21 protein-coding genes and 1 pseudogene are annotated in these 22,679 nt (G+C 53.3%); 9 read left to right on the top strand and 13 right to left on the bottom strand.

The genetic code is table 11. The features are described from left to right. Positions 1 to 5: 5 nt before the first annotated feature. From ACUVOF_RS01310 to ACUVOF_RS01270, 9 genes are all read right to left on the bottom strand, one after another. On the bottom strand, positions 6 to 728 hold the full coding sequence (locus ACUVOF_RS01310; protein WP_447042641.1) for an amino acid ABC transporter ATP-binding protein: 723 nt from the start codon (positions 726 to 728) through the stop codon (positions 6 to 8). Beyond that, complete coding sequence (locus tag ACUVOF_RS01305; protein ID WP_447042640.1) at positions 721 to 1,386, bottom strand: amino acid ABC transporter permease; 666 nt, start codon at positions 1,384 to 1,386, stop codon at positions 721 to 723. The genes ACUVOF_RS01310 and ACUVOF_RS01305 overlap by 8 nt, the downstream gene beginning before the upstream one ends. A 10-nt stretch (positions 1,387 to 1,396) precedes the next feature. Beyond that, entirely contained in the window at positions 1,397 to 2,062 is a 666-nt protein-coding gene (locus ACUVOF_RS01300; protein ID WP_133729941.1) for an amino acid ABC transporter permease, read from the bottom strand. Between the two features lie 3 nt (positions 2,063 to 2,065). Beyond that, a complete protein-coding gene (gene lhpI / locus ACUVOF_RS01295) occupies positions 2,066 to 3,844 on the bottom strand; it encodes a cis-3-hydroxy-L-proline dehydratase (RefSeq protein WP_447042639.1) in 1,779 nt (592 codons plus the stop codon). 70 nt (positions 3,845 to 3,914) lie between these two features. Next, on the bottom strand, positions 3,915 to 4,727 hold the full coding sequence (locus ACUVOF_RS01290; RefSeq protein ID WP_447042638.1) for an ABC transporter substrate-binding protein: 813 nt from the start codon (positions 4,725 to 4,727) through the stop codon (positions 3,915 to 3,917). Between the two features lie 346 nt (positions 4,728 to 5,073). After that, complete coding sequence (locus tag ACUVOF_RS01285) at positions 5,074 to 5,751, bottom strand: GntR family transcriptional regulator (protein ID WP_447042637.1); 678 nt, start codon at positions 5,749 to 5,751, stop codon at positions 5,074 to 5,076. A gap of 133 nt (positions 5,752 to 5,884) precedes the next feature. Then, on the bottom strand, positions 5,885 to 7,189 hold the full coding sequence (locus ACUVOF_RS01280; protein WP_447042636.1) for an NAD(P)/FAD-dependent oxidoreductase: 1,305 nt from the start codon (positions 7,187 to 7,189) through the stop codon (positions 5,885 to 5,887). A 14-nt stretch (positions 7,190 to 7,203) separates the two neighbouring features. Continuing rightward, on the bottom strand, positions 7,204 to 8,142 hold the full coding sequence (locus ACUVOF_RS01275) for a dihydrodipicolinate synthase family protein (RefSeq protein ID WP_447042635.1): 939 nt from the start codon (positions 8,140 to 8,142) through the stop codon (positions 7,204 to 7,206). A gap of 79 nt (positions 8,143 to 8,221) precedes the next feature. After that, positions 8,222 to 9,157, bottom strand: a complete 936-nt coding sequence (locus tag ACUVOF_RS01270; RefSeq protein ID WP_447042634.1) for a 4-hydroxyproline epimerase — start codon at positions 9,155 to 9,157, stop codon at positions 8,222 to 8,224. A 417-nt stretch (positions 9,158 to 9,574) separates the two neighbouring features. Here ACUVOF_RS01270 and dctP point away from each other — a divergent pair, with 417 nt between their 5' ends. The 5 genes from dctP (at position 9,575) to ACUVOF_RS01245 (ending at position 13,986) form a co-directional block, all read left to right on the top strand. Continuing rightward, positions 9,575 to 10,639: a TRAP transporter substrate-binding protein DctP gene (gene dctP, locus ACUVOF_RS01265; RefSeq protein ID WP_447042633.1), complete on the top strand. Its 1,065-nt coding sequence runs from the start codon at positions 9,575 to 9,577 to the stop codon at positions 10,637 to 10,639. Positions 10,640 to 10,713: 74 nt separating this feature from the next. Further along, the gene (locus ACUVOF_RS01260) at positions 10,714 to 11,226 is read left to right on the top strand and encodes a TRAP transporter small permease subunit (protein ID WP_447042632.1); all 513 of its coding nucleotides are present in this window, start codon (positions 10,714 to 10,716) and stop codon (positions 11,224 to 11,226) included. Next, positions 11,227 to 12,546 carry a TRAP transporter large permease gene (locus ACUVOF_RS01255; RefSeq protein ID WP_447042631.1) on the top strand — a complete coding sequence of 440 codons (1,320 nt, stop codon included), beginning with the start codon at positions 11,227 to 11,229 and terminating at the stop codon, positions 12,544 to 12,546. It abuts the gene before it with no gap. Positions 12,547 to 12,985: 439 nt separating this feature from the next. After that, positions 12,986 to 13,456 (top strand): GFA family protein, encoded by a 471-nt coding sequence (locus tag ACUVOF_RS01250; RefSeq protein WP_447042630.1) that lies wholly within the window; start codon positions 12,986 to 12,988, stop codon positions 13,454 to 13,456. Positions 13,457 to 13,656: 200 nt separating this feature from the next. Further along, positions 13,657 to 13,986: a four-helix bundle copper-binding protein gene (locus ACUVOF_RS01245; protein ID WP_447042629.1), complete on the top strand. Its 330-nt coding sequence runs from the start codon at positions 13,657 to 13,659 to the stop codon at positions 13,984 to 13,986. Between the two features lie 207 nt (positions 13,987 to 14,193). On the opposite strand, the gene ACUVOF_RS01240 is transcribed toward ACUVOF_RS01245, so the two are convergent. The 3 genes from ACUVOF_RS01240 to ACUVOF_RS01230 form a co-directional block, all read right to left on the bottom strand. Then, the gene (locus ACUVOF_RS01240; protein ID WP_447042628.1) at positions 14,194 to 14,847 is read right to left on the bottom strand and encodes a phosphoribosyltransferase; all 654 of its coding nucleotides are present in this window, start codon (positions 14,845 to 14,847) and stop codon (positions 14,194 to 14,196) included. A gap of 58 nt (positions 14,848 to 14,905) precedes the next feature. Further along, positions 14,906 to 16,243: an erythromycin esterase family protein gene (locus ACUVOF_RS01235; RefSeq protein WP_447042627.1), complete on the bottom strand. Its 1,338-nt coding sequence runs from the start codon at positions 16,241 to 16,243 to the stop codon at positions 14,906 to 14,908. A 158-nt stretch (positions 16,244 to 16,401) separates the two neighbouring features. Beyond that, positions 16,402 to 17,130, bottom strand: a complete 729-nt coding sequence (locus ACUVOF_RS01230) for a CDP-alcohol phosphatidyltransferase family protein (RefSeq protein ID WP_447042626.1) — start codon at positions 17,128 to 17,130, stop codon at positions 16,402 to 16,404. Between the two features lie 361 nt (positions 17,131 to 17,491). Between ACUVOF_RS01230 and ACUVOF_RS01225 the strand changes: the two genes are divergently transcribed. From ACUVOF_RS01225 to ACUVOF_RS01210, 4 genes and pseudogenes are all read left to right on the top strand, one after another. Beyond that, positions 17,492 to 18,475 (top strand): zinc-dependent alcohol dehydrogenase, encoded by a 984-nt coding sequence (locus ACUVOF_RS01225; RefSeq protein ID WP_447042625.1) that lies wholly within the window; start codon positions 17,492 to 17,494, stop codon positions 18,473 to 18,475. A 34-nt stretch (positions 18,476 to 18,509) separates the two neighbouring features. After that, positions 18,510 to 18,908, top strand: coding sequence for a 6-pyruvoyl trahydropterin synthase family protein (locus tag ACUVOF_RS01220; RefSeq protein WP_447042624.1), 399 nt, complete (start codon positions 18,510 to 18,512; stop codon positions 18,906 to 18,908). Beyond that, positions 18,905 to 20,869 (top strand): glycosyltransferase, encoded by a 1,965-nt coding sequence (locus ACUVOF_RS01215; RefSeq protein WP_447042623.1) that lies wholly within the window; start codon positions 18,905 to 18,907, stop codon positions 20,867 to 20,869. Before ACUVOF_RS01220 ends, ACUVOF_RS01215 begins: the two co-directional genes overlap by 4 nt. A gap of 4 nt (positions 20,870 to 20,873) precedes the next feature. Continuing rightward, positions 20,874 to 21,761: pseudogene (locus tag ACUVOF_RS01210) on the top strand (lysylphosphatidylglycerol synthase transmembrane domain-containing protein); the annotation flags it as partial. A gap of 105 nt (positions 21,762 to 21,866) precedes the next feature. Here the strand turns inward: ACUVOF_RS01210 and ACUVOF_RS01205 are convergent. Then, entirely contained in the window at positions 21,867 to 22,478 is a 612-nt protein-coding gene (locus tag ACUVOF_RS01205; RefSeq protein WP_447043215.1) for a RibD family protein, read from the bottom strand. Positions 22,479 to 22,679: the final 201 nt, after the last annotated feature.

Raw genomic sequence — 22,679 nt, 5'->3', positions numbered from 1 at the left:
AACCTCTAGACCACTGACTTGAGAAAGGCGGCTGTTTCCGGCTTCTGCGGGTTATCGATCACTTGATCGGGAGAGCCGATCTCATGAATGAGACCTTCGCGGAAAAAGGCCACGCGGTCGGATACGTCACGGGCGAAAGGGATCTCGTGGGTGACCAGAATCATGGTCATGCCGTCTTCGGCCAATAGGCGCATGGTATCCAGCACTTCCCCTACCAACTGAGGGTCAAGTGCCGAGGTGGCTTCATCGAAAAGCATATAGTCCGGTGACATGGCCAGCGCGCGGGCAATTGCCATACGCTGCTGCTGGCCACCAGAGAGCTTACCGGGAAATACCTTGAGTTTATCGGCAAGGCCCACATGGGTGAGTTGCTTAACTGCCAATTCTTCAGCTTCCGCTCGACTCTTGCCCAGCACTTTGCGTGGCGCGAGCATAGTATTCTCCAGCACATTCAAGTGCGGGAAGGCGTTCCATTGCTGGAAAACAATACCAATCTTCTGCCGCAGCTTATTAATGTCGGTGCCCTTGGCATGTACCTCTGTGCCGTCAACCCTGATCGATCCGCCCTGGATATTTTCCAGCCCGTTGATACACATTAACAAAGTTGACTTCCCCGAGCCGGATCCACCAATAATGGAAACCACTTCGCCCTTTTCCACCGTTAGATCAACGCCTTTGATCACTTCCAGATCTTTAAACGATTTGTGTACTTTTTCGATCTCAATCATTCTGCTGCCACCTTTTTTCCACTTGGGCGCCTAGGCGGGAAACCACCAAGCTGATGAGGTAATAGATGAACCCTGCGATGCACAGCACCAGCAATGGCTCTTGAATGCGTGTGACGATGGCCTGGGAGGCACGGAGTAATTCAATGATGCCGATCCACATCACTAACGCGGTGTCTTTCATGGCTGAGAGGGAGAGATTCAGCCAGCCGGGAAAAGCAACACGCGTTGCTAATGGCATCACCACGTAGCGCAGATCTTGCCAGTAGGTCATGCCAAGTGAACGGCTGGCCAAACGCAGATTCTGAGGCACCGACAGCACGCCGCTGCGAACAATCTCGGTGCAGAAGGCGGCTACATAGACGCCAAGTACGACACAGCCAACGGTAAAGGCGCTCCAGTCCAAACCGACAATGCTCTTGAGCGAGTTGAACAGCACAAACTGGATAAGCAGCGGCACGCTGCGAAAGATATCCAGAAACCACCCCAGCGGGATGGTTGCACGGGGCAGCAGGGCACGTAGTAGCCCGCAAGAGACGCCCATAACGGTCCCGAGCAGCATCGACCAAAACGTCAGTAATAGAGTGACCCAGGCCCCTTGAAGCAGAAACAGCAGGTCGTTCCAGGTGAAGCTAGTTGAAAACAAGTTAGTTAAAAACATAGTCAGGCCCTCAATAGCGGAATAGCCGCCAAGCCAGCAGCCGGGCTATCACTACAATCAGTTTGGCGATCAGGTAATAGAGCACCGCTGCCAGCGCAAATAACTCAAAGGTGCGGAATGTTCTAACGTTGTAATCCTGAGTCACGCCGGTGAGATCGTTATTCAGGCCAACGATAACGCCCAGCGATGTCATTAATACCGCCCACACCATCTGATTGGTGATCGGGTAAAAGACGATGCGCAGTAGTTGCGGTACCACCACCAATCGATAGGCCTGGAAGCTACTCATCCCCAAGGAGCGGGCTGCGCGAACTTGGGTATCGGGTATCGCTTTAAGGCCGCCGCGAAAGTTTTCAGCCAAATAGCCCGCGTTATTAAAGGTAATACCCGCTAACAGGGCTGCCCAGGAGCTGACGTGCATACCGATAGCGCCAAGACCGAAATAGACGATATAGATCTGGAACAGCGCAGGCGTATTACGGGCGATTGAGACCCAAGTGCCAGCCACTGCTCGCGTGGCGGGATTAGGAGCCTCCCGCATCGCCAATAGCGCCAGGGCGATTAAGATGCCGAAGATCATCGATAGCGCTGCGGTCTCAAAGGTGACAACAGCGCCCTCGAGCATATCCGGCAGGGCCCTAAAGGCAGTTCGCCATTGGAAGGTATAATCAAACATGGCTTAGTGTGCTCCTTGACGAGTCGCAACGGCCATCAGCCAAGTGGGTAGGCGACCGCTGGCCTCTCCACTGCAGGCGGTCTCGACGCACTCGGCAAGATTGCCGAAGTGCACCTGGCGACCCACTAGCCCTGGGGCGTAGTGAGCATATTTGCCCGAATTGGTCATCAGTGTGCGCGCCGTTGGTGGTACCACGGGTTCACCCAGCATGCACCAGCAGGTATCGTTGATAAGCTGTGCTCCGAAGCGCTCCAGGGTGGTGATGTATCCGGCCGCGCTGGCGTCGTCATACACCGCTCGCCCCAGTGTGACCGCCATGGCGACATCCGGATGTTTGCGACGTCCTGAACAGAGCGCTGCCAGCGCCTCACATTCGCTCAACGAGAAGTGGGGGTTGCCCAAAGAGATAAGGTCTACCTGGGATGCTTCAGCATGATTCAGCTCGTACCAACTGGCGAGTAGGTCAGCGGGCTCGATGGTTAGGTGACGTGAAGGGGGGAGGTCGCCAAGGGCCTGGGATTCACGCATCGCTTCTGGAGTAATCTGGCTAATATGGAACATCGGCGCGGCGGAGGTGGTTGCGAAGGCTGCACAGAATGCTTTGAGATCATCGCGACTGGGTGCTGTGTCCTCCAGGCCGCAAAGTACGGGAATCTCGCTGCCGCAACGCAACCCCACGTGATACCCAAGTAATGGCCAGAAAGCGTCATCCAGGGAATCGAGAGGCTTAACGTCAATACGCAACGTGGCAAAACGCCCCTGATCTCTATGTGCCCCTATAAAGGGCGCACGCCCCGTCAACGCGATGCAAATATCCAGATAGTCCGGATATTTCAGCGTTCGGGCCGCCAGCACACTATTGGCGTATACAACGGCGTTAGACTCGGCCCACACGATTTGCTCGCCAGCTTTGGGAGCGCTGTCGAGTAGATAGGGTGCACAGGTGTAACTGAGCTGCGCGCCCATGGCCATATAGGCGTTGCCTAATGCACTGGCAGGCTCGCCGAAAGCGGGGTCGATGCCCTGCGCCCGCCAGCGGCACTGATCAACCGATATAGAATTGAGTGTAGTGGGAACGCGCACTTGGGCGCCCCATTCCACTAACTGCTCAGCGAAACGCAAACTGGCTGGGCCGGTATAAATGCAGCCATCAATATGCGCTTGGCTGATGTCAATCAGTTGCTCGGCTCCTTGGAGCTCTGCCACTCGCAGTACGATTCGCATAGCCTCCTGGGCAGCCTTACCGTAGTGGCCTGCGAGTAGCGCTTGGTCATCATCGCTGAGCGTTAGGCTGGAGGGGGCTAGGGTGGATAGCTGAGAATAGCGGGTGGTAGCCTCTGCTGCTGAGTGATCTTGGGGAGGCGTATCGGAAAGGTGTATTTTTTCATTTTCAATACATGCATATTGTCCTAGCCGCAGTGTGGCAAATGCCTCGGGGCCGACGAACAGCACCGGAATAGAGGCTTCAAATAGCGTTTCGGCGATGATCACACCGAGGGTCAAAATCTCTTCTTGTTCGGCAAATATCAAGGCAGAGGGCGCGTTTTGACCGGTAAGCAACTCAAGCAGCACGCTGCTGCCGGTACATGAGCCGCGTCCACTAGGTAGGGCGAGTATGCGTCCGGCAAGGTACTGGCCCTTTAACGGATGGTGACAGTCAATTATCTCGCCGCTGAACGGGTCGACACCACCCCAAAAGCTTAAGCCAACGTCGGTATACAGTAATTCACCCTGCGCTGAACCACGCACCAGACTACGACCGGTGAGCGAAACATCAGACATAGTGTCATCTCTTTCGTTGGGAAGAACGCGCCACCAGAGCGGCGCGCGATACATTGTTATTATTCAGCAATTAGTAATAAACGTTAGGTACGGTGAGATCGACTGGTTCACCGCCTACCCATTTGTCGTAGAGTTCCGCATAACGTCCGGTGCGCACCTGCTGGTTAACGAATAAATTTAGGTAATTCAGAAGGCCATACTCGGTGCGGTTAGCTGCAAGGGAGACGTAATCAATAACATAGGGTGCTTCGCCAGCAATTTTCAGCCCCTCATATTTGCCGGATTCGAGAGTCGAGGAGGCGACGGTGTTAGTAACGACGGTCGCATCAATGTGCCCTTGGGCGACGGCCAGAATGGTGTCGTTCTGAGTTTGATAAGCGCGAAAACTGCCGTCACCCCACTCATCTACATCTTCTTCCAGCGCCATTGCTTCGTAAGTGCCACTGGTATTGCCCACAGGACGACCCTGCAGATCATCGTACTGCTCGATACCAGTGTCTTCCCGGGTCAGAACGACCATCTGGAAGGCGAAGTAGGGGATGGTCATGCCAACGGTTTTGGCACGCCCCAGGGTGTCAGAGGTGGAGGCGACGATCACGTCGGCGCGGCCAGAAACCAGCGCAGGAATACGATCGGGGAAAGGTGTTTCAACGATTTCAGCATCGACTTCGAGGACATCGGCCAAGTCGTTACAGTAGTCGACATCGAAACCGACAGGTTGGTTGTTATCGTCGCGAAACCCCATGGGGGGAAAATCGAGGGTGACGGCACAACGTAGGGTGCCTGAGCTAATTATTTCATCGAGCTTGTCAGCCTGTGCCTGACCGATGACGGATACACTCAAGATAGCGGAAAGCGCTAAGGGAGCGGTCTTGTTTATCATTTTTGACCTCCTAGGTGGGCTTTGCTTGGCTGCTAGAGACAGCAAACTTAGTATTTATTATTTCGGATACGATTTGCAAGTTTTGAGGGTGTTAATTGAAATTTAAATTTAAGTTTTTGTTTTAATTGATTTAAATAAAATAATTAAGTGACGGTACGAGCTGGAATGTTAATAAGAGTGCAGGCAAAAAGCGCTATATCAGCGTTTTGGAGCCTCAGCGTTGAAACAGATCACGCAAGAATCAAACAACAGATACTGGGACGTTGGGTAGCGATTCGAACACCGCTACCCGACGGATAAAGAGGGCAAGTTTTAGTGATCTAAATCCTTTCTGAAAAGTCAATGGCTACTCAGCAAGCCGGTTAGGTAGATGATCGTAGAGTGTTCGACACACACCAATAATATGGCGTTCAACCAGCGCAGCTGCTTCGTCGGCGTCGCCTTTGCGGCAAGCGGCGATAATAGCGCGGTGCTCTTTGTCGGCGCGTGCCTTGCCTTTGGACAAGCTCAACTGTAATCGGAGGTAGCGCTCCACTTTGTCATGGATAGAGCGTATCAGGCTCATCATGAAGGGGCGTTGCGCAGGCTCGTAGAGACAGGCATGGAGCTCCCAGTTCAGTGCGGCCCAGCGGCTCACATTGTCCTCATTATTGAACTCGTCGCAAATGCGCTCGGCATTGTCGAAGGTGGCTTGGCCCATATTAGGGACGGCGAGACGAATGGCTTCTACCTCTAACAGGACACGAACTTCAAACATCTGGGCCAGCTCGGGTTCAGAGATCTTCGTCACAACGGCGCCCTTGTTACGCTGGAAAAGCACCAAACCCTCCGCTTCCAAGCGCTTCAGAGCCTCCCGTACAGGAATTTTGCTGACATTGAATTTATTGGCAATATCATCCTGGCGTATTGGCTCACCCTCTTCGAGTTGGCCAGCAATAATGGCTTCGCGCAGGTGCTTTACGATCACCTCAGATGCCGAGGGAGTAATGCCAAGATTAGGTGCGTTAAACATAGTAAGTGGCAACGATGAAAATCCGTAGGTGAGAGAAATATACGAGATACTGTATACCAACCTGGCATTTTGCAATTTATTTTTTACGTCGCGAAGACGCAGATAAACACTGACGCTTTTTGGAATACCAGCGATCGTTTTCCAATCAGGTAAATCGGCTTATTCGATAAGGTGATAAGTCGGCCACGGCATGATTGGCTGCGCTAGGGTGACGCTCTCCTTGTGTCGCTAGGTCGGCGATGATTTCTGCTGTCAGTGCCGCTTGGGTCAGGCCAAGGTGGTGGTGCCCGAAGGCCAGCAAGACTCTACCGCCTTTGACACTGTCAATAATCGGCAAAGAGTCGGGTAGGGAGGGGCGAAAGCCCATCCAGGGTTTGGCGTCAGTAATATCCAGCTCACTTCTAAATAACCCTTGGCTGAGTTTATGTAGCTGCCAGGCACGCTGCATATTGGCTGGCCTCTGAAGGCCCGCAAATTCAACGGTACCTGCCAAGCGTAACCCCTCTTCCATTGGTGTCATGATAAAGCGGCGCTCCAATGACGTAATCGCTACCGGTAGCCGTTCCCGCTCATGGGGAAGCATTAGATGGTAGCCCCGCTCAGTATCCAGCGGAATACTGGTGCCCGTCAGCGCGGTGGTAAGTTTAGCTGAGTGAGCCCCGCAGGCGATCAGCACTTTGGGGGCTGTCAGGGTAGTTGAACTATCCGTCTGCAAGCTAACGCAGTGATCACTCACACTCCCTGACATCACGGTTACCTGCCGGAATTGCACGCCGTTCGCTTTGGCGGCCTGAACCAGTGAGTTAACCACTTGCCAGGTATTGATGACATGGGCGGTGCCTGGGAAAAATAGGCCCCCTTGAATGTTATCCGACAACTGAGGGGCAACGTCGCGAATGGCATTGCCTGACCAGCGTTCCACCGCGACTTGCTGCTCGGCCATACGTGCCCGCAGCGCCTCCAGCTCGTCGGCATTGTCGGGTTTTTCGTATACCAGGAAAGAGCCCTCCTCTTTGAGTAATTGCCTGCCATCGATGCTGTCGAGTAGTCGTTGCCAGGCAGCCAAACTCTGCTCATTAAGCGCACGAATACCGGCTACGCTAGCTTGATAGGGGGCTTGACGCAGGTTCCAGAGTAGCCGAGTGAACCAAGGCAGCGCTTTAGGCAGATAACGCCAATCCAGTCGCAGTGGGCCCATGGGGTCAAGCAGCATTTTGGGCAGCCGTTTCACAATGCTGACATCGGCAATGGGGAATACCTGTTCCGTTGCCATATGTCCGGCGTTCCCATAAGAAGCACCCATGCCGGGTGGCTGACTATCCAGTACCATGACGCGCCACCCTTGTTGGCTTAACGACAGGGCGCAAGCTGTGCCAATGATGCCGGCACCGATAACGACGATATCAGCCTCCACATTTGGATCGCTGGTTGCCTGTGGGGGGGCGTCCATGGCAATTCCTGGTTTCATAGCGAGGCAGACCAGCTCGCATACCAAGTACGGAACAGCGCGTACTGTGATTCCACATAGTGACGCTGTGAATCGCTGAGCGCATCGGTTTCATTAAAATGCAGGGCGTATTCAGCATCGCCGTTGAGCACCATCAGGTGCTTGTAGTAGAGAACTAGGTCGCCGCCTTCGTCGAAAGAGGAGAGCACACCTAGTGCTTCCTCTAGCTCCATGGCTAAACGCCGTGCTTTGACGTCTCCTTTGGCGGCCTGTTGGCTGAGCGAGACAAGCTGCAATACTTCTCGGGGAAGCGCATTGCCAATACCGGTAATAGCACCCGTGGCACCACAGTTGACGAAGCCGTGGTAGACAGTGGTGTCGACACCGACCATCAGAGTGACATCTTCGTCTTGAGAGGTAATATTTTCCGCCGCATAGCGGAGGTCCTCGGCGCCGCCAAACTCTTTGAAGCCAATTAGGTTCGGGTATTTGTGACGTAGTTCAAAGAATAAGTCTGCACGTGTGGCGAAGCCGTAATAGGGGCTATTATAAATCACCGCAGGTAGCTTGGGCGCCGCATCCAAAATGGCCGAAAAGTGTGACTTCTGTGCAGCCGCCGAGGTGCCTCGTGAAAGCACGCGGGGAATCACCATCAGCCCTTGGGCGCCAACTTTAGCTGCGTGAGCCGCATGGGAGACTGCCTCAAGAGTGTTGATTGCACCGGTACCCACAATGGTGGGAACGCCTGCCTCAACCAAGCGCGCGACACCCTCCTGGCGCTGCGCTTCGCTCAGTAACGGCCAGTCACCCATGGAGCCGCAATACACCACGCCGCTCATTCCCAGATCCACCAGTTCACGGCCTTTAGCCACCAGGGCATCGAAATCGGGTTGGCGGTCAGCGCTGCAAGGGGTCATTAACGCCGGTATGCAGCCAGTAAAAATGTTATCGCTCATCGTTGTTCCTTTTCGTTTGGTGTTATCAGCTATAGGAGTTGGCGCTGGGTTCGAAAGCGGGGCCGCCGGTGGTCAATGATTACGAGGCAGTGATTCCCCAAGCGAACGGGTCTTGCTCATCAATTAAAAGAGTGGTGTCGGCGCTCAGGTAGGCGCGACCCTTAATGTAGGGGCGAATGCGATCACCCTCCCATTCGTAGTACCCCTCAAACTGGCTGTCACAGATACTTGCCTGCACCCAGGCTGTGCCGGGCGACAGCTTGCCATCCGCCGCTAGGCACGCCAGCTTGGCGCTGGTGCCGGTGCCACATGGGGAGCGGTCATATGCCTTGCCAGGGCAGAGCACGAAATTACGGCTATCAGCCACGGTGTCATCGGCAAACAGTTCGATATGATCGATCAGACCGCCGTCCTCGCCAGTGATGGCCGCAGCCTCCAGCGCCTGACGAACGGCCCAGGTGAAGTTAGTTAGCACTTCAACGTTGTCGAGCGTCAGTGATTGACCATGGTCGCTAATCAGGAAAAACCAGTTGCCACCCCAGGCAATATCGCCGTGTACCCGACCATAGCCGGGTACCTCAACGGGCACCTGCTGGCGATAGCGATAGGCGGGCACATTGCGCACGGTAACGGCGCCGTCTTCATGCAGGGTTGCACTGATCGGGCCAACCGGCGTGTCGATTTTGTGATCGCCAGGGGATATCAAACCCAGGTGATGCAGGGAGGCCACCAACCCTATGGTGCCGTGGCCGCACATGCCCAGATACCCGGTATTGTTGAAGAAGATGACCCCGCAGGTCACATCCGGCGATTCAGGTGCACAGTAAAGCGCCCCAACCAGCACGTCGTGCCCGCGAGGCTCTAACATGCAGGCTCGCCGCCACTGATCATGGGATGCGCGCAGAGCGTCACGCTTTTCCGCCATAGTGGTACCAGGCAGTAAAGGAAACCCCTCCATGACTAGCCTTGTCGGTTCACCCGCCGTATGGGAATCAATCACACGTATGCGTTTCATGGGGCACCTGTGGTCTTTGAATCACCTGTGGTTTTTGGATATAGGTGATTAATGGTGAAGATAGCAGCTTACCTTTCTATTCGCTGTTTTTTATATCTTATACAATATCCAGAATTTGTTGTGAAGCCCAGGCCGGGAGGCAATGGCATGGCCTCGGCTAGATGGATAGTCCAGCAAAAATCGGCGATAAACGCCTCTATTATTAATAAGTAATTGAATTTAAAGCTTGTTAATTAAAATTTTAATTTTTATGTCAAGAAATTCTTGCAATGAATTTTTGTATATCTTATACAAAAAGAAGAGGCGGAAACTAATCACAGGACTTAGTGAGTTCGTGACTTACCCATTTTGGGTAGCGCGATAAGCCTTTCTCAGGGAGTTATAACTAAAAACTAATGCTTAGAAAGGTGAGCGATTATGAAAATAGATTTAAATACAAAGCAGTGGCTTTCTTGCGTTATAGCAACAATAGCGCTTTCTTCTCCCGTTTATGCAGCCGACGTTGAGTGGCGAGTGCCCACTTCAGTACCGGGAGGCTCACCGTTTTATGAAAACTTTCTTCAGCGGTTCGCTGACAATGCAGAGTTGCTTACTGCAGGGAGAGTTGTTATTAGCCCTTTCGGCGCTGGTGTGATTGTGCCTGCATTGCAGGTCTATGATGCGGTAAAAGAAGGCACCGTAGAGGCTGGCCACTCCACTCCGAGTTACTTAGTTAACCAAAATCCGATTAACGCTATTTTTGCTGGGTTTCCTGGCGGTATGGGATCACAGTCTTATATCAACTGGATTTACGAAGGAGGCGGTCAACAAGCGCTGCAAGAAATTCGCGCTAGCGAAGGGCTGCACTCACTGATCGTGGGAATTGGTTCTACAGAAATATTTGCTCACTCCAACGTGCCCATTAACGGGCCTGATGACCTTGACGGCTTAAAGTACCGTACTTCCGGACCGTGGGCTGAAGTTGTGCGGGAGTATTACAATGCGGTACCTACCGTTGTGCCGCCCGGCGATATCTATACGTTATTACAACGTAAAGGCGTTGACGCCATTGAATGGGCAACCCCTTCCAGCAATTATCCTGAAGGTTTTCATGAAGCAGCCCGTTACATCATCGTGCCCGGCGTGCATCAACCCACATTTCTATGGGAAGTCGTTGTTCGTCAGGATACATGGGATCAAGTGCCAGACGATCTAAAGCAGCTTATTGAGTCAGCTGCCAAATTGACGACCTACGAAGGCCTTAGCAATTTCTACCATAACGACCTAATCGCCATGGAAGATTACCGTGCCGGTAGAAACGAAGTGATTAGCTTGGACGATGCCTTTGTTGAAGAGCTCTCGGAGAATGGTCGTGCTTGGATCGCTGCCCGGGCAGCGGCAGAGAGTGATGCTGGTAATCCAGCCATGGAAGAAATTTTAGAAGATTACCAAGCCTATCAAGCGCGCTGGAATGCTCAGAAAGACTATCTCATCACCGATTAATATAAACCTGCCAGGGGAAGGCACCTAAGCCTTCCCAGGGAGTTATACATATGGGCAATGTACCGATATGAGTGATGTCTATTATGTTTTTTAATTTAGTGGATCAGCTATCTAAAATATCGGCTTGGCTAAGTAAGTTGGCGCTCATCATCTTAGCGGGTGCGATGCTATACGAAGTAATAGCGCGCTACGTTTTTAATGCCTCCACCATATGGGCTTTTGATATTTCCTACATGGCCACAGGTGTTGCCTTTATGCTGGGTGTCGCCTGGACAGCGCAGGTGGATGGTCACGTCAAAGTAGATGTTCTGAGTAGTATTATGCCAGAGCGCATCTCACGTATTATAACGGGAGTGGCTTATACCTTTGTGTTGTTTCCCACCCTTTCACTTGTTGCTTGGTTTGGCTGGAAAAAATCGCTCTCAGCCTTCACAACCAATGAAGTTGAAATGGTCAGTACATGGGCACCTAAAATGTGGCCGTTTTACACCTGTATTGCCTTCGGCTTGACGCTTCTTGCGCTACAAGTTCTGGTGATTGGGCTGCGTTCGTTTATTGATAATACCCATCATAGTAGGGCCAACTAAATGGATACCATGACGGCTGCCCTGATGTTCCCAGGACTGTTCTTATTAATCTTTATGGGTATTCCTGTTGCTTTCTCACTGATTACCGTCTCATTGGTGGCTGGCTGGTTCGCCTTTGGGCCTATTATCTTTCAGCAACTTTACGGCAGTATTTATAGCGCTTCATCTAATTACGTTCTCTCCTCAATTCCACTCTTTGTGCTTATGGGCGCAATACTTGAGAAATCGGGCATAGCCAAAAATCTCTTCGATGCTATTCAGATGTGGATTGGTCGACTACCTGGCGGGTTGGCACTCACCACTATTGCCATGGCGGCAATATTTGCGGCTGCCTCTGGCGTCGTTGGCGCGGTAGAGATAATGATTGGATTAATGGCTATCCCTGCCATGCGAGCTTACCGCTATAACAATTCGCTGATTGCGGGGACTATTTGTGCGGGCGGCTCTTTAGGCACAATCATTCCACCTACGGTTATTGTTGTTGTCTATGCGGCGCTCGCTCAACTATCCATAGGTGCACTTTTCGCTGCGATTATTTTTCCCGGCATCTTGATGCTGTCTTTTTTCGCTCTTTATATCATTGGGCGCTGTTGGTTGCGGCCTCAAGATGGCCCTGCCGCTATGGCCGTTAATGATGATAAACCCCTTAGCATTAAAATCAGCATTACGCTTAGAGCCTTAGTGCCACCTTTGCTATTAATGTTTGCGGTACTTGGGTCGCTGTTGGGTGGTATCGCATCACCCACAGAAGCTGCTGCCGTTGGTGTTGCTGGCGCATTGATCCTAGCGGTCATCAATGGTGGAATCACCATGCCTTCATTGGTTGATTCTCTATCACTAACGGTGCGCATTACAGCTATGATTCTGCTTATTGTGGCCGGGGGCACGATGTTTACCGGCATCTTCGCAGTCAACGGTGGCGGCGAGATGGTATCTGCAATAGCTAGTGGTTTGGGTGGCGGTACAACAGGCGTCATCCTATTTTTTCTAGCCGTCACATTCTTACTGGGTTTCGTACTTGACTGGACATCGATTGTTTTAATCTGCGTACCAATATTCACCCCTATCATCAAACAGCTGGGTATTGATCCTATTTGGTTTGCCACGCTCGTGTTGGTAACTATCCAAACCAGCTACCTGACGCCGCCTATGGCATCGTCAATCTTCTATTTAAAGTCGATTGCACCCAGCGATATTACCTATGGGCAAATGTGTAGAGGTGTCTTGCCATTTATCGCGGTGCAATTGCTAACGTTGGCGGTAGTGGCGTTATTCCCTGCAATGGCTACATGGCTGCCTGACAAGATAGTGGGTTTTTAAAATCAAGAGCTAAGAAAACACAGCATATATGCTGCCGTAGCTGCCTGAGCATCGCCGGGTGGGGTTAAATGTGTTTTTCCACAGTCTGAAAGAGCGTTCCTATAAAGAAGATATCGTTTGCTCAGACTGCACATTAGGACAAGAAGAAAGTCACCCGCGGGGAACTTGAAACCACTGATTCTTGATAGAGATAAATGCTCTGTTGCTATGGCAACTCCTGATCAAGGCATTCCCACCGACGTCACCCCTGATTGAGTAGCGCTACATTTTAGAGTCCGATCCTATGCGTAAGGAGCTGGGCTTTGAAGCCGCATTGCAGAAAACAAGTTGCAGAAAAGCTAGGGAATAACGCTGATTTGGCTATAGTTAGTAGAGTACCCAGCTTATGCGGTTACACGTTGACACATGTCTTTGGTGATCGCCGCAAAAGGAGGCAACTATGCTGCTTGAGGGATCATGCCATTGCCAGGCAGTTACGTTCAGTGTGAAATCCCATCACCCCTACCCATTCAACCGCTGTTACTGCTCAATTTGTCGTAAAACGGCGGGCGGTGGTGGTTACACCATTAATCTTAGCGGAGATAGCAGGACGCTTAAAGTCAGTGGAGAGGAGCACATCACCATCTACCGTGCCCTTATCAAAGGCGAGCGGAGTACGGGGGAAAGGAATTTCTGCAAGCACTGCTCTTCATCGCTATGGCTTTATGATCCCGAATGGCCTGAGCTTGTCCATCCTTTCGCCTCAGCGATCGACACTGCCTTGCCTACGCCTCCCAGACGGACACATATGATGTTGGGAAGCAGGGCGCCATGGGTCGAGATAAACGCACAGTTTCAAGATAAATGCTTCGATGAATACCCCGATGAAAGCCTTGCTGAATGGCATCAGCGTCTGGGGTTAGAGCGCTAGGGTTGAAGCGTTAATCGTTAAGCAATGCGGCTTGTTTCGCTTGCCCTGGGGAGTAATTGTTCTATCTTTCTAAGTGAGTTCTATAGCGGCTCTAAATACAGGTTTTAACGCTTAAGTACAGCTTTTAATACATAGCTTATTGTGGAAATGTTCAGCTATACCAAGTTGTACAGCCATACTATGAAAAGGAGGGTGTAAAGATGGAATTTGAAAAATATAAGTCGTGCATAGAAGCGTGTAATATTTGTGCGGTTTACTGTGACTCTTGCGCGACTGCCTGCTTGCAAGAAGACGATGTAAAAATGATGGCTGAGTGTATCCGTTTGGATCGTCAATGTGCGCAAATATGCCGTTTAGCAGCATCTTTCATGGCCCAGGGAAGTGAATATGCCAAGGATATCTGCCGGATATGTGCTGATATTTGTAAGGCATGCGGCGATGAATGCGCCAAGCACGATGCCCAACATTGCCAGGAGTGCGCCAAAGCGTGTCATCGTTGCGCCGATGAGTGCGCTGCTATGGCTTCCTGAAAGCGCTTAGAAAACTAAGTCTAACGGCTTTAATAGAGCCAGCTTTTATACACGTTAAAAGCTGGCTCTTTTAATTTATTTTGTTATGGTTGCCCCAAGTATTATTTAATTTAAACTTTCGTTATTTTTAATCTGCATTAAACGCAAAATTAATAACGATAGATTAAAAAAGCGATAGCTTAAAAAGGCAGGTTAAAAAGCGTTAGTTTAAAAAGAGTACTCATTCTGCAGCAGGCTGATCACCTCCTCATCGCTGGTTTGAGTAAAGTCCTGGTAGTGCATACCAACAGCGATAAAAGGTTCGGGAGTGGCTAGACAGATCAAATCATCGACTTCGGTGGCTAATTCATCCAGTGTCGACTGCGGGGCAACAGGCACAGCCAGGGTGACAGTGGTGGCATTGGCTTGGCGAAGTGCTCTGGCAGCCGCTTTGGCGGTTCCGCCTGTGGCGATACCATCATCCACCAGCAGAACGCGCCTTTCGCTAATGTTCATCGGCGCACGGCTACCAATGTAAACGTGGCGTCGACGGGTTAACTCGCTTAGTTGTCGTTGTATTTCCTCTTCAAGGTAGCTTTCAGATGGTTGGAAAATCTTTAGTGTCTCCTGATTCCACACTACCTGTGGTGGCTCGCCATCGACCACCGCGCCTAACCCAAACTCGGGTTGTCCTGGAGCGCCGATCTTGCGCACGATCACGACATCAAGCGGAAGTTTAAGGTGGGTAGCTACTTCGTAAGCGACCGGCACTCCCCCACGGGGTAGAGACAGCACCACGTCATAACTATCACTGGATAAGGCGTGGGCAAGCTGGCGTCCTGCATCCCGCCGATTCTCGTAAAGCTCTGAACGCTTGTGCATATGTTTCGCTCCTACTTCCAAGCTGCCTAAACCCCAAACGGCCTAAATACCAAAAAGCCTAGACCCCAAAAGGATACGTGTCGGGTACGCCGTGGGGTTTTGCACTCGGCAATGGCGTTACGGCGGTGGTCTCATCGAACCACACATAGGCATCAAACTGCTCCGCTAGAGACGCCTGGAAGTAATGGCTGAAATATTCACTTTCGGGGCGATAGATAACACCAATAGCACGCTCCAGGCGTGTTTGACTTAGATGTTCCTGAGCATCCGAATGTGGGGGTTTGCTCAATTCAATTAAGGCACGTGGCAGCTGCGTTTCATGGAATATCCGTTCAAAGGAATCTGCACGTGACGGTACGACCTGCTTGATTCGCATAGGAGAGTCCCAATCGTCGGCCGCCGCCACGCTCCCCGTGTGTGTGCCGAAACCGATAAGCACTGCTTTATCGCCATAGGCGGTACGGCATAATTCGCCGATATTGAATTGTCCCTTCCAACCCATTTCAGTGGCAGACGCATCGCCGATATGGGAATTATGCGCCCAGACCACTGCCTTGGCGTTGGGCCCTTTTGCCTCGAGGAGCTGCTGCAGCGTATCGAACATGTGCCGGTCTCGCAGGTTCCAAGACTGGGTGGAACCACGGTACATAAGCCGGTAATACTGTTCGGCGGCTCTCACTACGCGGGCATTCTGGGTCGCATCGAAATAGTTTTCTTTGTTGTCCTTAGCCATGTATTCGAGCCGGTGATCCAGTAGCGCCTGGAGCTGCTCAACCACCGCCTCTTCACAAGCATCTCGCTCACCTCGTAATACGGCGTGACCGTACATGGCCGGTTCGCTATGCCAGGGTGTTAAACAACCATAACGCTGACGGGCAACCTTAGCGGCCTCAGGGTCGGTTTGGTCCAGGTAATCAAGCACCGCAAAAAGAGAGGCACGCAATGAATAGATATCCAGACCGTGAAAACTGGTGCGTTGGTTGAAGGGCAGCCCTGCATTATGTTGGCGCAACCATTCAGTAAAGGTATCTACTTCAATGTTGTGCCACATCCAGGAAGGAAATCGAGTAAACGCCTGCTGTTGATTACTGTCTGCAGGACGATGTCTGACATGCCGATCGATTTGAGAGGCGTCGGGCCAGTCCGCTTCAACCGCCACAATATTGAAGTTATGTCGCTCGATGAGTCGACGCGTAATAGCGGCACGTGCGCGATAGAATTCTGAGGTGCCGTGGGACGCCTCGCCTAGTAATACGATGTTGGCCTCACCGAAACGATCGAAGTGAGCGCCGAATGCTTCTTCCTCTTCCAAGCTTGGCAGGGGTTCGCAAGCATCAGCAATGGCTTGGGCTGTTTGCTGGGCGGAAGGGAACGAGGAAGTTGTCGAGTGATCCATGTGAATCTCCCGGAACGCGTAGGGATAGCTTGAAAATTACTATAGTAAAGAGGAACTGGCTTATTCAAGCTCGTATTACCCGAGTGACTAAACGCCGCACCGCCTCCCTGCACATTGTGTAGTGGTCCCGCAGCGCGGATCGTTAGAACTGCAGTGCTCTAGATACGTTTTGCCTGCCGGTACAGCCACCAAACGTCAAACCCAAACGAGTACAGCAATGAGAGCAACGCGCTGATGGCAAGCAGGCTGGACATGAGGTGAGAGGTGAGGGGCGTTAGCGCCAGTAGCAGCGCGACCACCTGCCAGACACAAATGGCTTTACGACGGAAGCTATCAAACAACGGTTTCGAGAGCCATGAGACCCACCAACTGGCCGCCACGAACAGGTAGCGCATACCGCCAATCAGTAGCACCCACAGGCCCAGGGACTCCAGCCGCAGCAATCCCGCACAAAGCAGCAAAATCAGCAGAGCATCCAGTTCCATATCAAAACGAGCGCCGAATATCGTATGACTTTTGGTGCGCCTCGCAATCCAGCCATCGACGCCATCTAGCAGCAGAGCGATCACCGCAAGAGCCAGCCATTGCCATATGGCCGCTACGAACGCATTGGCGGCGAGTGCGCCGGCCATAAGTGAAACCAGTACGGCACGCAGCAGTGTGACTCTGTTTGCCCAGCCCAGTGAGCCGTAGGGCCAGAAAGTGATGACTAAGAAAGATATGCACGTGTATAAGCCAGCAGCAATCCACCCGTTAGCCGGGTCAGCTATTAATAATGGCAGGCTTTTGCCCAGTGCCATTAACAGCAACCCCCCTAACAATAGCTCTACAGCGCTGTAGAGCCGTTTGGTCAGGGTGTACAACGAGGCGTCGGAAAAAGGCGGCATGGTGGCTCACGAAGCGGCGTCGTTGTCCGCAGTTGAAATAAATGATGCAAATAATTTTATATGTACCATTCTTGTAGAAGAAGGTAGGGTTGTCTATGAGAACAAGAAAATAGGCTAGTTAGTTTCCCGGTGTTCCAAAAGTTAATCGAATATTTTCTTTTCAACCGCTACGCTGAAATAGGTGAGTCATTGAAAACTTTACTGTATGAGGCCATTCAGTACGTGACGACCCAGTGTGCGTCTGCGCCAAGATGCTTGATGTGCATTTTATTAATAGTTCGCAACGCCATAGTGCCACGCCACATTCAAAGGATTGAAAAAGAGCTCAAAATACATGGGCTCCAAACGAAAAGGAATGCTCATGTCGGCGCCTGAAACCGCAACGGCCTTCTGGGTAGTAAACCCTGCGAAAGGTGAGCTGCGGCGTGAAAAACTAATGCCTCCCGCCCACGATGAGGTGCGCATACGCACCTTGTACAGTGGTGTCAGCCGTGGCACTGAATCGCTGGTGTTCAACGGCCGCGTGCCCGAAAGTGAATTTTCGCGTATGCGTGCGCCCTTCCAGTCGGGAGAATTTCCTGCCCCGGTTAAGTACGGCTACTGCAGCGTTGGTCGCGTTGAGCAGGGGCCTGACGCGTTATTAAATAAAACTGTTTTTTGTTTGTATCCCCACCAAGACCACTACGTTGTGCCTGCTTCGGCGGTACTAGAAGTGCCCGACGACGTACCCGCCAAGCGCGCTGTATTGGCCGCCAATATGGAAACGGCTATTAACGGCGTTTGGGATGCCGAGCCTATGCTGGGCGAGCGTATTTGTGTCATTGGTGCAGGTGTCGTAGGCACACTGGTCGCTTACCTATGCGCACAAGTGCCCGGCGTTAACGTGCAATTGATTGATATTAACCCAGAGCGTCTCCAGCTAGCCGAACAGCTAGGCGTGGCATTTGCTACCCCTGAACAAGTCCCGCATGACCAGGACTGTGTCATCCACGCTAGCGGCCATTCTGCAGGCTTACGCCAAGCCCTTGAATGGGTTGGCAGTGAAGGGCGCATTATCGAAATGAGCTGGTTTGGCGAAGGGGATATCTCGATTCCGCTAGGTGGCGCGTTCCACTCCCAACGGCTCACGATCAAGGCCAGCCAGGTAGGCCAACTGCCAATGAAGCTGCGTCCTCGCTGGAACTACCAGCGCCGCCTTCGATTAGCGCTAAGCTTATTAGTGGATAAACGATTGGATGCATTGATCAGCGGGGAAAGCGATTTTGAGGACTTCCCCACGCTTGCCAATACGCTGTTTGGTCGTAGCAGCGTCGAGCTTTGTCACCGGCTGAGATATCCCCAATAGTATTACGCTGTTAACTATTTGATCAGGAGTTTTTATGTTTCGTTTATGTGTTCGTGACCACTTTATGATCGCCCACAGTTTTAACGGTGAAATCTTTGGTCCTGCCCAGCGTACCCATGGGGCCACCTATGTCGTGGATGTTGTCTTTCAGCGCCCTGAGCTGGATGAGGATGGTTTAGTCATCGACATCGGCCTTGCAAGCGAAACCGTGAAAGCGGTATTGGCGGGCTATAACTTCCAAAACCTGGATGAGATAAGCGAATTTAACGGTAAGAACACCACTACCGAGTTTATGGCCAAAGTGATCTTTGATCAGCTAGCCAAAGCAATTGACGAAGGCGAAATGGGCACTACCGCCCAGGATATTACCCATATGGAGGTTAAACTACACGAATCCCATGTGGCCTGGGCTAGCTTCGAAGGCGCGCTATGAGCCAGCGTTTTACCTTAATAGTGGCGGGCGACCCCGACCAGCGCACCGGCGGCTACCTCTACGATGCACATATTGTTGCTGCCTTACGTGATCAGGATTGGGAAATCGACGTTGTGGGCCTTGAAGGTACCTTTCCCGATGCAGACGCCGAGGCGGCCACCGCGCTGGCCCTGGCGCTTGAGAATTTACCCGATCATTCAGCGGTAGTTATCGATGGATTGGCTATGGGCGCATTACCCGACGTGGTTGCTCAGCACGCCCAGCGGCTGGATATTAGCGCGTTACTGCACCATCCCCTAGGCGATGAGCTTGGCCTTAATGAGGCCGATCAGCAGCGTTTTCACCGCAGCGAGTTGAACGCGCTTGCTCCTGTGGCGCGGATTATTGTCACCAGCCATTTTACCGCCCGCCGTTTACCGGCGCTGTCAGCCCACTACGCCATCCCGCTTAGCGCTACAGTCTCGGTCGTTGAGCCGGGCGTTGCAGAAGCGCCCATCAGCCCTGCGGCAGCACCTGGAGAGGCACTGCGCTTGTTATGTGTGGCCACGCTAACGCCGCGTAAAGGGCAGGATATCCTTGTCCAAGCGTTGGCGGAAGTGACGGGTGACCACTGGCAATGTGACTGCTATGGCGGGGCACGCGACGCTGCGTTTACGCAACGTGTGCAACAACTGATCGAACAGCACGGCTTGCAGCAGAAAGTACGCCTGCACGGCGAGTGCGATAGCGAGACGCTGGAAGCGGCCTACCGGCACGCCCATGCGCTGGTGCTTCCCTCCTGGTACGAAGGTTATGGCATGGTGGTCACCGAAGCCTTGGCCCACGGGCTGCCGGTAATTACGACCACCGGTGGCGCGTTACGCGACACCTTGCCTGAAGGCGCCGGGTTGAGCGTTGAGCCGGGCGATAGTGCAGCACTTCAGGATGCCTTGAACCGCTTTTGCAACGATGCCGAACTGCAACACCAATTGCGCGACGGGGCTGTACAGGCGCGCGGCCAGTTAAGTGATTGGCAGGCGGCGGGTGAGGCGTTTGCGGCGGCTTTAACCGCGCCGAGTGATTCAAGCGCTGCGCCTACCTTGCGTGCCGGTAGCCAGTTTGAATCCGATTGGCTGACCCTGCGAGAAGCAGCCGACTTCGCCTCACGTAGCCAACGCCTGGCTCAGTTCGCGTCTGAGTGGTTGAGCGCGCAGACCCCAACGCCCTTGATAGTGGATATTGGCTGCGGTCGGGGCAGCAATATGCGCTTTTTGGCCCCGCGTCTGAATGGTCGCCAGCGCTGGAAACTGATCGATCACGATGCCACCTTATTAGCACAAGCGTATCAGCGAGCGGTCGGATTAAGAGATAGCCAGGGGCAGCCCGTGGCGGTTGAAGCTCACTGCGTATCGTTGCAGCCATTTAACGCTGTACCGGTGGGCGATGCCCACTTGGTGACCGCATCAGCGCTATTGGACCTAGTCTCCCAGCAATGGATTGACACATTGGTGAGTCGCTGTGCCAAGCAGCAGCAAGCGCTACTGATAGCGCTGAGCGTGACCGGCGAATGGCATTTTATCGACACGCAAGGCGACCCAGTGCTGGACGACGAAGATCACTGGTTGCTGGCCATGTTTAGTGCCCACCAACAGCGCGATAAAGGCTTGGGCGAGGCGTTGGGTGGTCAGGCCCACGGGGCGTTAGTTGCTGCGTTAGAGCGAGCCGGTTACCAGATTGAGCAAGCCGACACACCTTGGCAGCTTGCCGCCGGTGGTCACGATCAGCAACCGTTAATGATGGCGTTGCTAGAAGGCTGGGCCGAAGCGGCCACCGAGCAAGCCCCTGAAGCCGCATCGCGTATTGCTGCTTGGTTACAGCAGCGCCAACAGGCGGTAGCAAACGGTGAACTGGGTATTTGGGTAGGCCACCGAGATCTGTTCGCTATGCCCAAGGGATCCTCTATACCCAAGGAAAAGGCATAAGCCTATGGGGGTTGCTCAGACGTTGTGCACTCGGCTAGGCGCGTATATCCGTCCATGCCTGCAAAGACGATGCCTGCAAAGCCCATGGCTACGGCGTTTGGTCATTAGTATCGCCTTGCTGGGTGCCGTGTTGCTGTGGGTTGAACCCAAGGCCATCGTGGCCGAGGTACAACGCCTCTCCGCCGGGTGGGTCGCGTTGGCGTTAGCTATAAGTACGCTACAGATTCTGCTGTGTGCCTGGCGCTGGCAGTTTACCGCCGGGCTTATTGGTGTGCCGCTACGGTTTTTCTACGCCCTTCGTGAGTATTACCTGGCGCTGCTAGTCAATCAGCTCTTGCCCGGTGGGGTGTTAGGCGATGCAGGGCGGGCGCACCGTCATGCCAGCCAGGCACAGTCACGTGGCCGTGCGTGGCGGGCGGTCATTATCGAGCGCGCGTCAGGGCAGGTGGCTGTCGCTTTGCTAACGCTAACGGCGCTGCTGCTTTCACCTCTGTGGCATAACGCTCTGGGTGTAACAGCGCTTGCGGCGGTAGGTCTAAGCGTGGTCGGGCTTACGATGATAGTCGCCATCGGCCTGCTTCAGCGTCAGCGCTTGAGCAATGGATTGTCACGGATGCCGCACTGGAGCCAAGCCTTGGCTGGCGATATAAAGCGCGCCTTGTTACGACGCAGCGTGTGGCCCCGGCAGTTGTTGTCGTCACTGATGATTGTGCTGAGTTACGGCTTAGTGATGGTGTGCGCGGCGCGGGCGATTGGCGTTGCTCTCCCGGCACTCGAGGTGCTCGCACTCGCACCGGTGTTGCTACTGGCGATGCTGATTCCGTTTTCAGTCGCTGGCTGGGGGCTACGTGAAGGCACCGCTGCCGGTGTCTGGATGTTGGTAGGCTTATCGCCTGCCCAAGGAGTGGCGGTGTCGATGGCCTATGGTGTTCTGGTCTTGCTGGCTAGCCTGCCGGGTATTTGGGTGGCGCTTAACCGTCGTCAAAAAGCGCAACCCTCAGGCGGGGGTATCCCTCAATCGCATGTCGAACAGCGTGTCGTCACCACAGCGGAAGGTTCGCGTGGGCGGGCGCAACGCACTCTCGAGCGTCTTGATGGGCGTCATTTTAAGCCCCGGCCTGCCGGAGCCGATCAGCAACGGGGCGACCAGCAGGTGCAGCCGGTCAACGGCCCCCGCTTCGATAAACTGAGAAACAGTAACGCCGCCGCCCTCTACCAATACCCGAGGCAAGCCTTTATCAGCGAGCAGGGCGATGACATCGTGAGGGTTGAAATGCCCGCTGGCATTCAGCGGCAGCACGCAGCGCTGAACATGAGCAGGAGTGACCTTTTCTGCGGCCCCCGTTCCTACAATAAGAAGCGTCGGGGCGGTATCGCTGCGCAGCAGCATCAAGTCATTCGGTATACGCCCTCGCGGGTCCAGCACCACCCGGGTCGGGTGGGTGCCACTAACGTGGCGCACGGTCAGTTGCGGATTGTCGGCACTAGCGGTACCGGCGCCAACCACCACTGCGTCAACAAGTGCGCGCAGGCGGTGCAGGTGAACCAAGCTTTCATGACCGTTGATGTAGTGGGAGTGGCCGCTTTCCGTCGCAATGCGGCCATCCATGCTCTGCCCCAGCTGAGCCAGGACCCAAGCCGGGCGACTGGCCAGCGGGGTCAGACAGTCGAGCAGCTCTCGCGTCTCAGCGCTGACCGCCTGGAAGGTCTGCCATTCGCCGTTAGGCGTCAAGGTGATTGCTACATCGCAAGGACGCTGATGACGCAGCCCCAGCAGCCATTCCCAGGCATCGGCCAGTGCAATAGTGTT

The organism is Vreelandella sp. H-I2 (assembly GCF_052959335.1).
The sequence above is the reverse complement of the archived record's forward strand: the minus strand, read 5'-3'. Positions and strand labels throughout refer to the sequence as shown.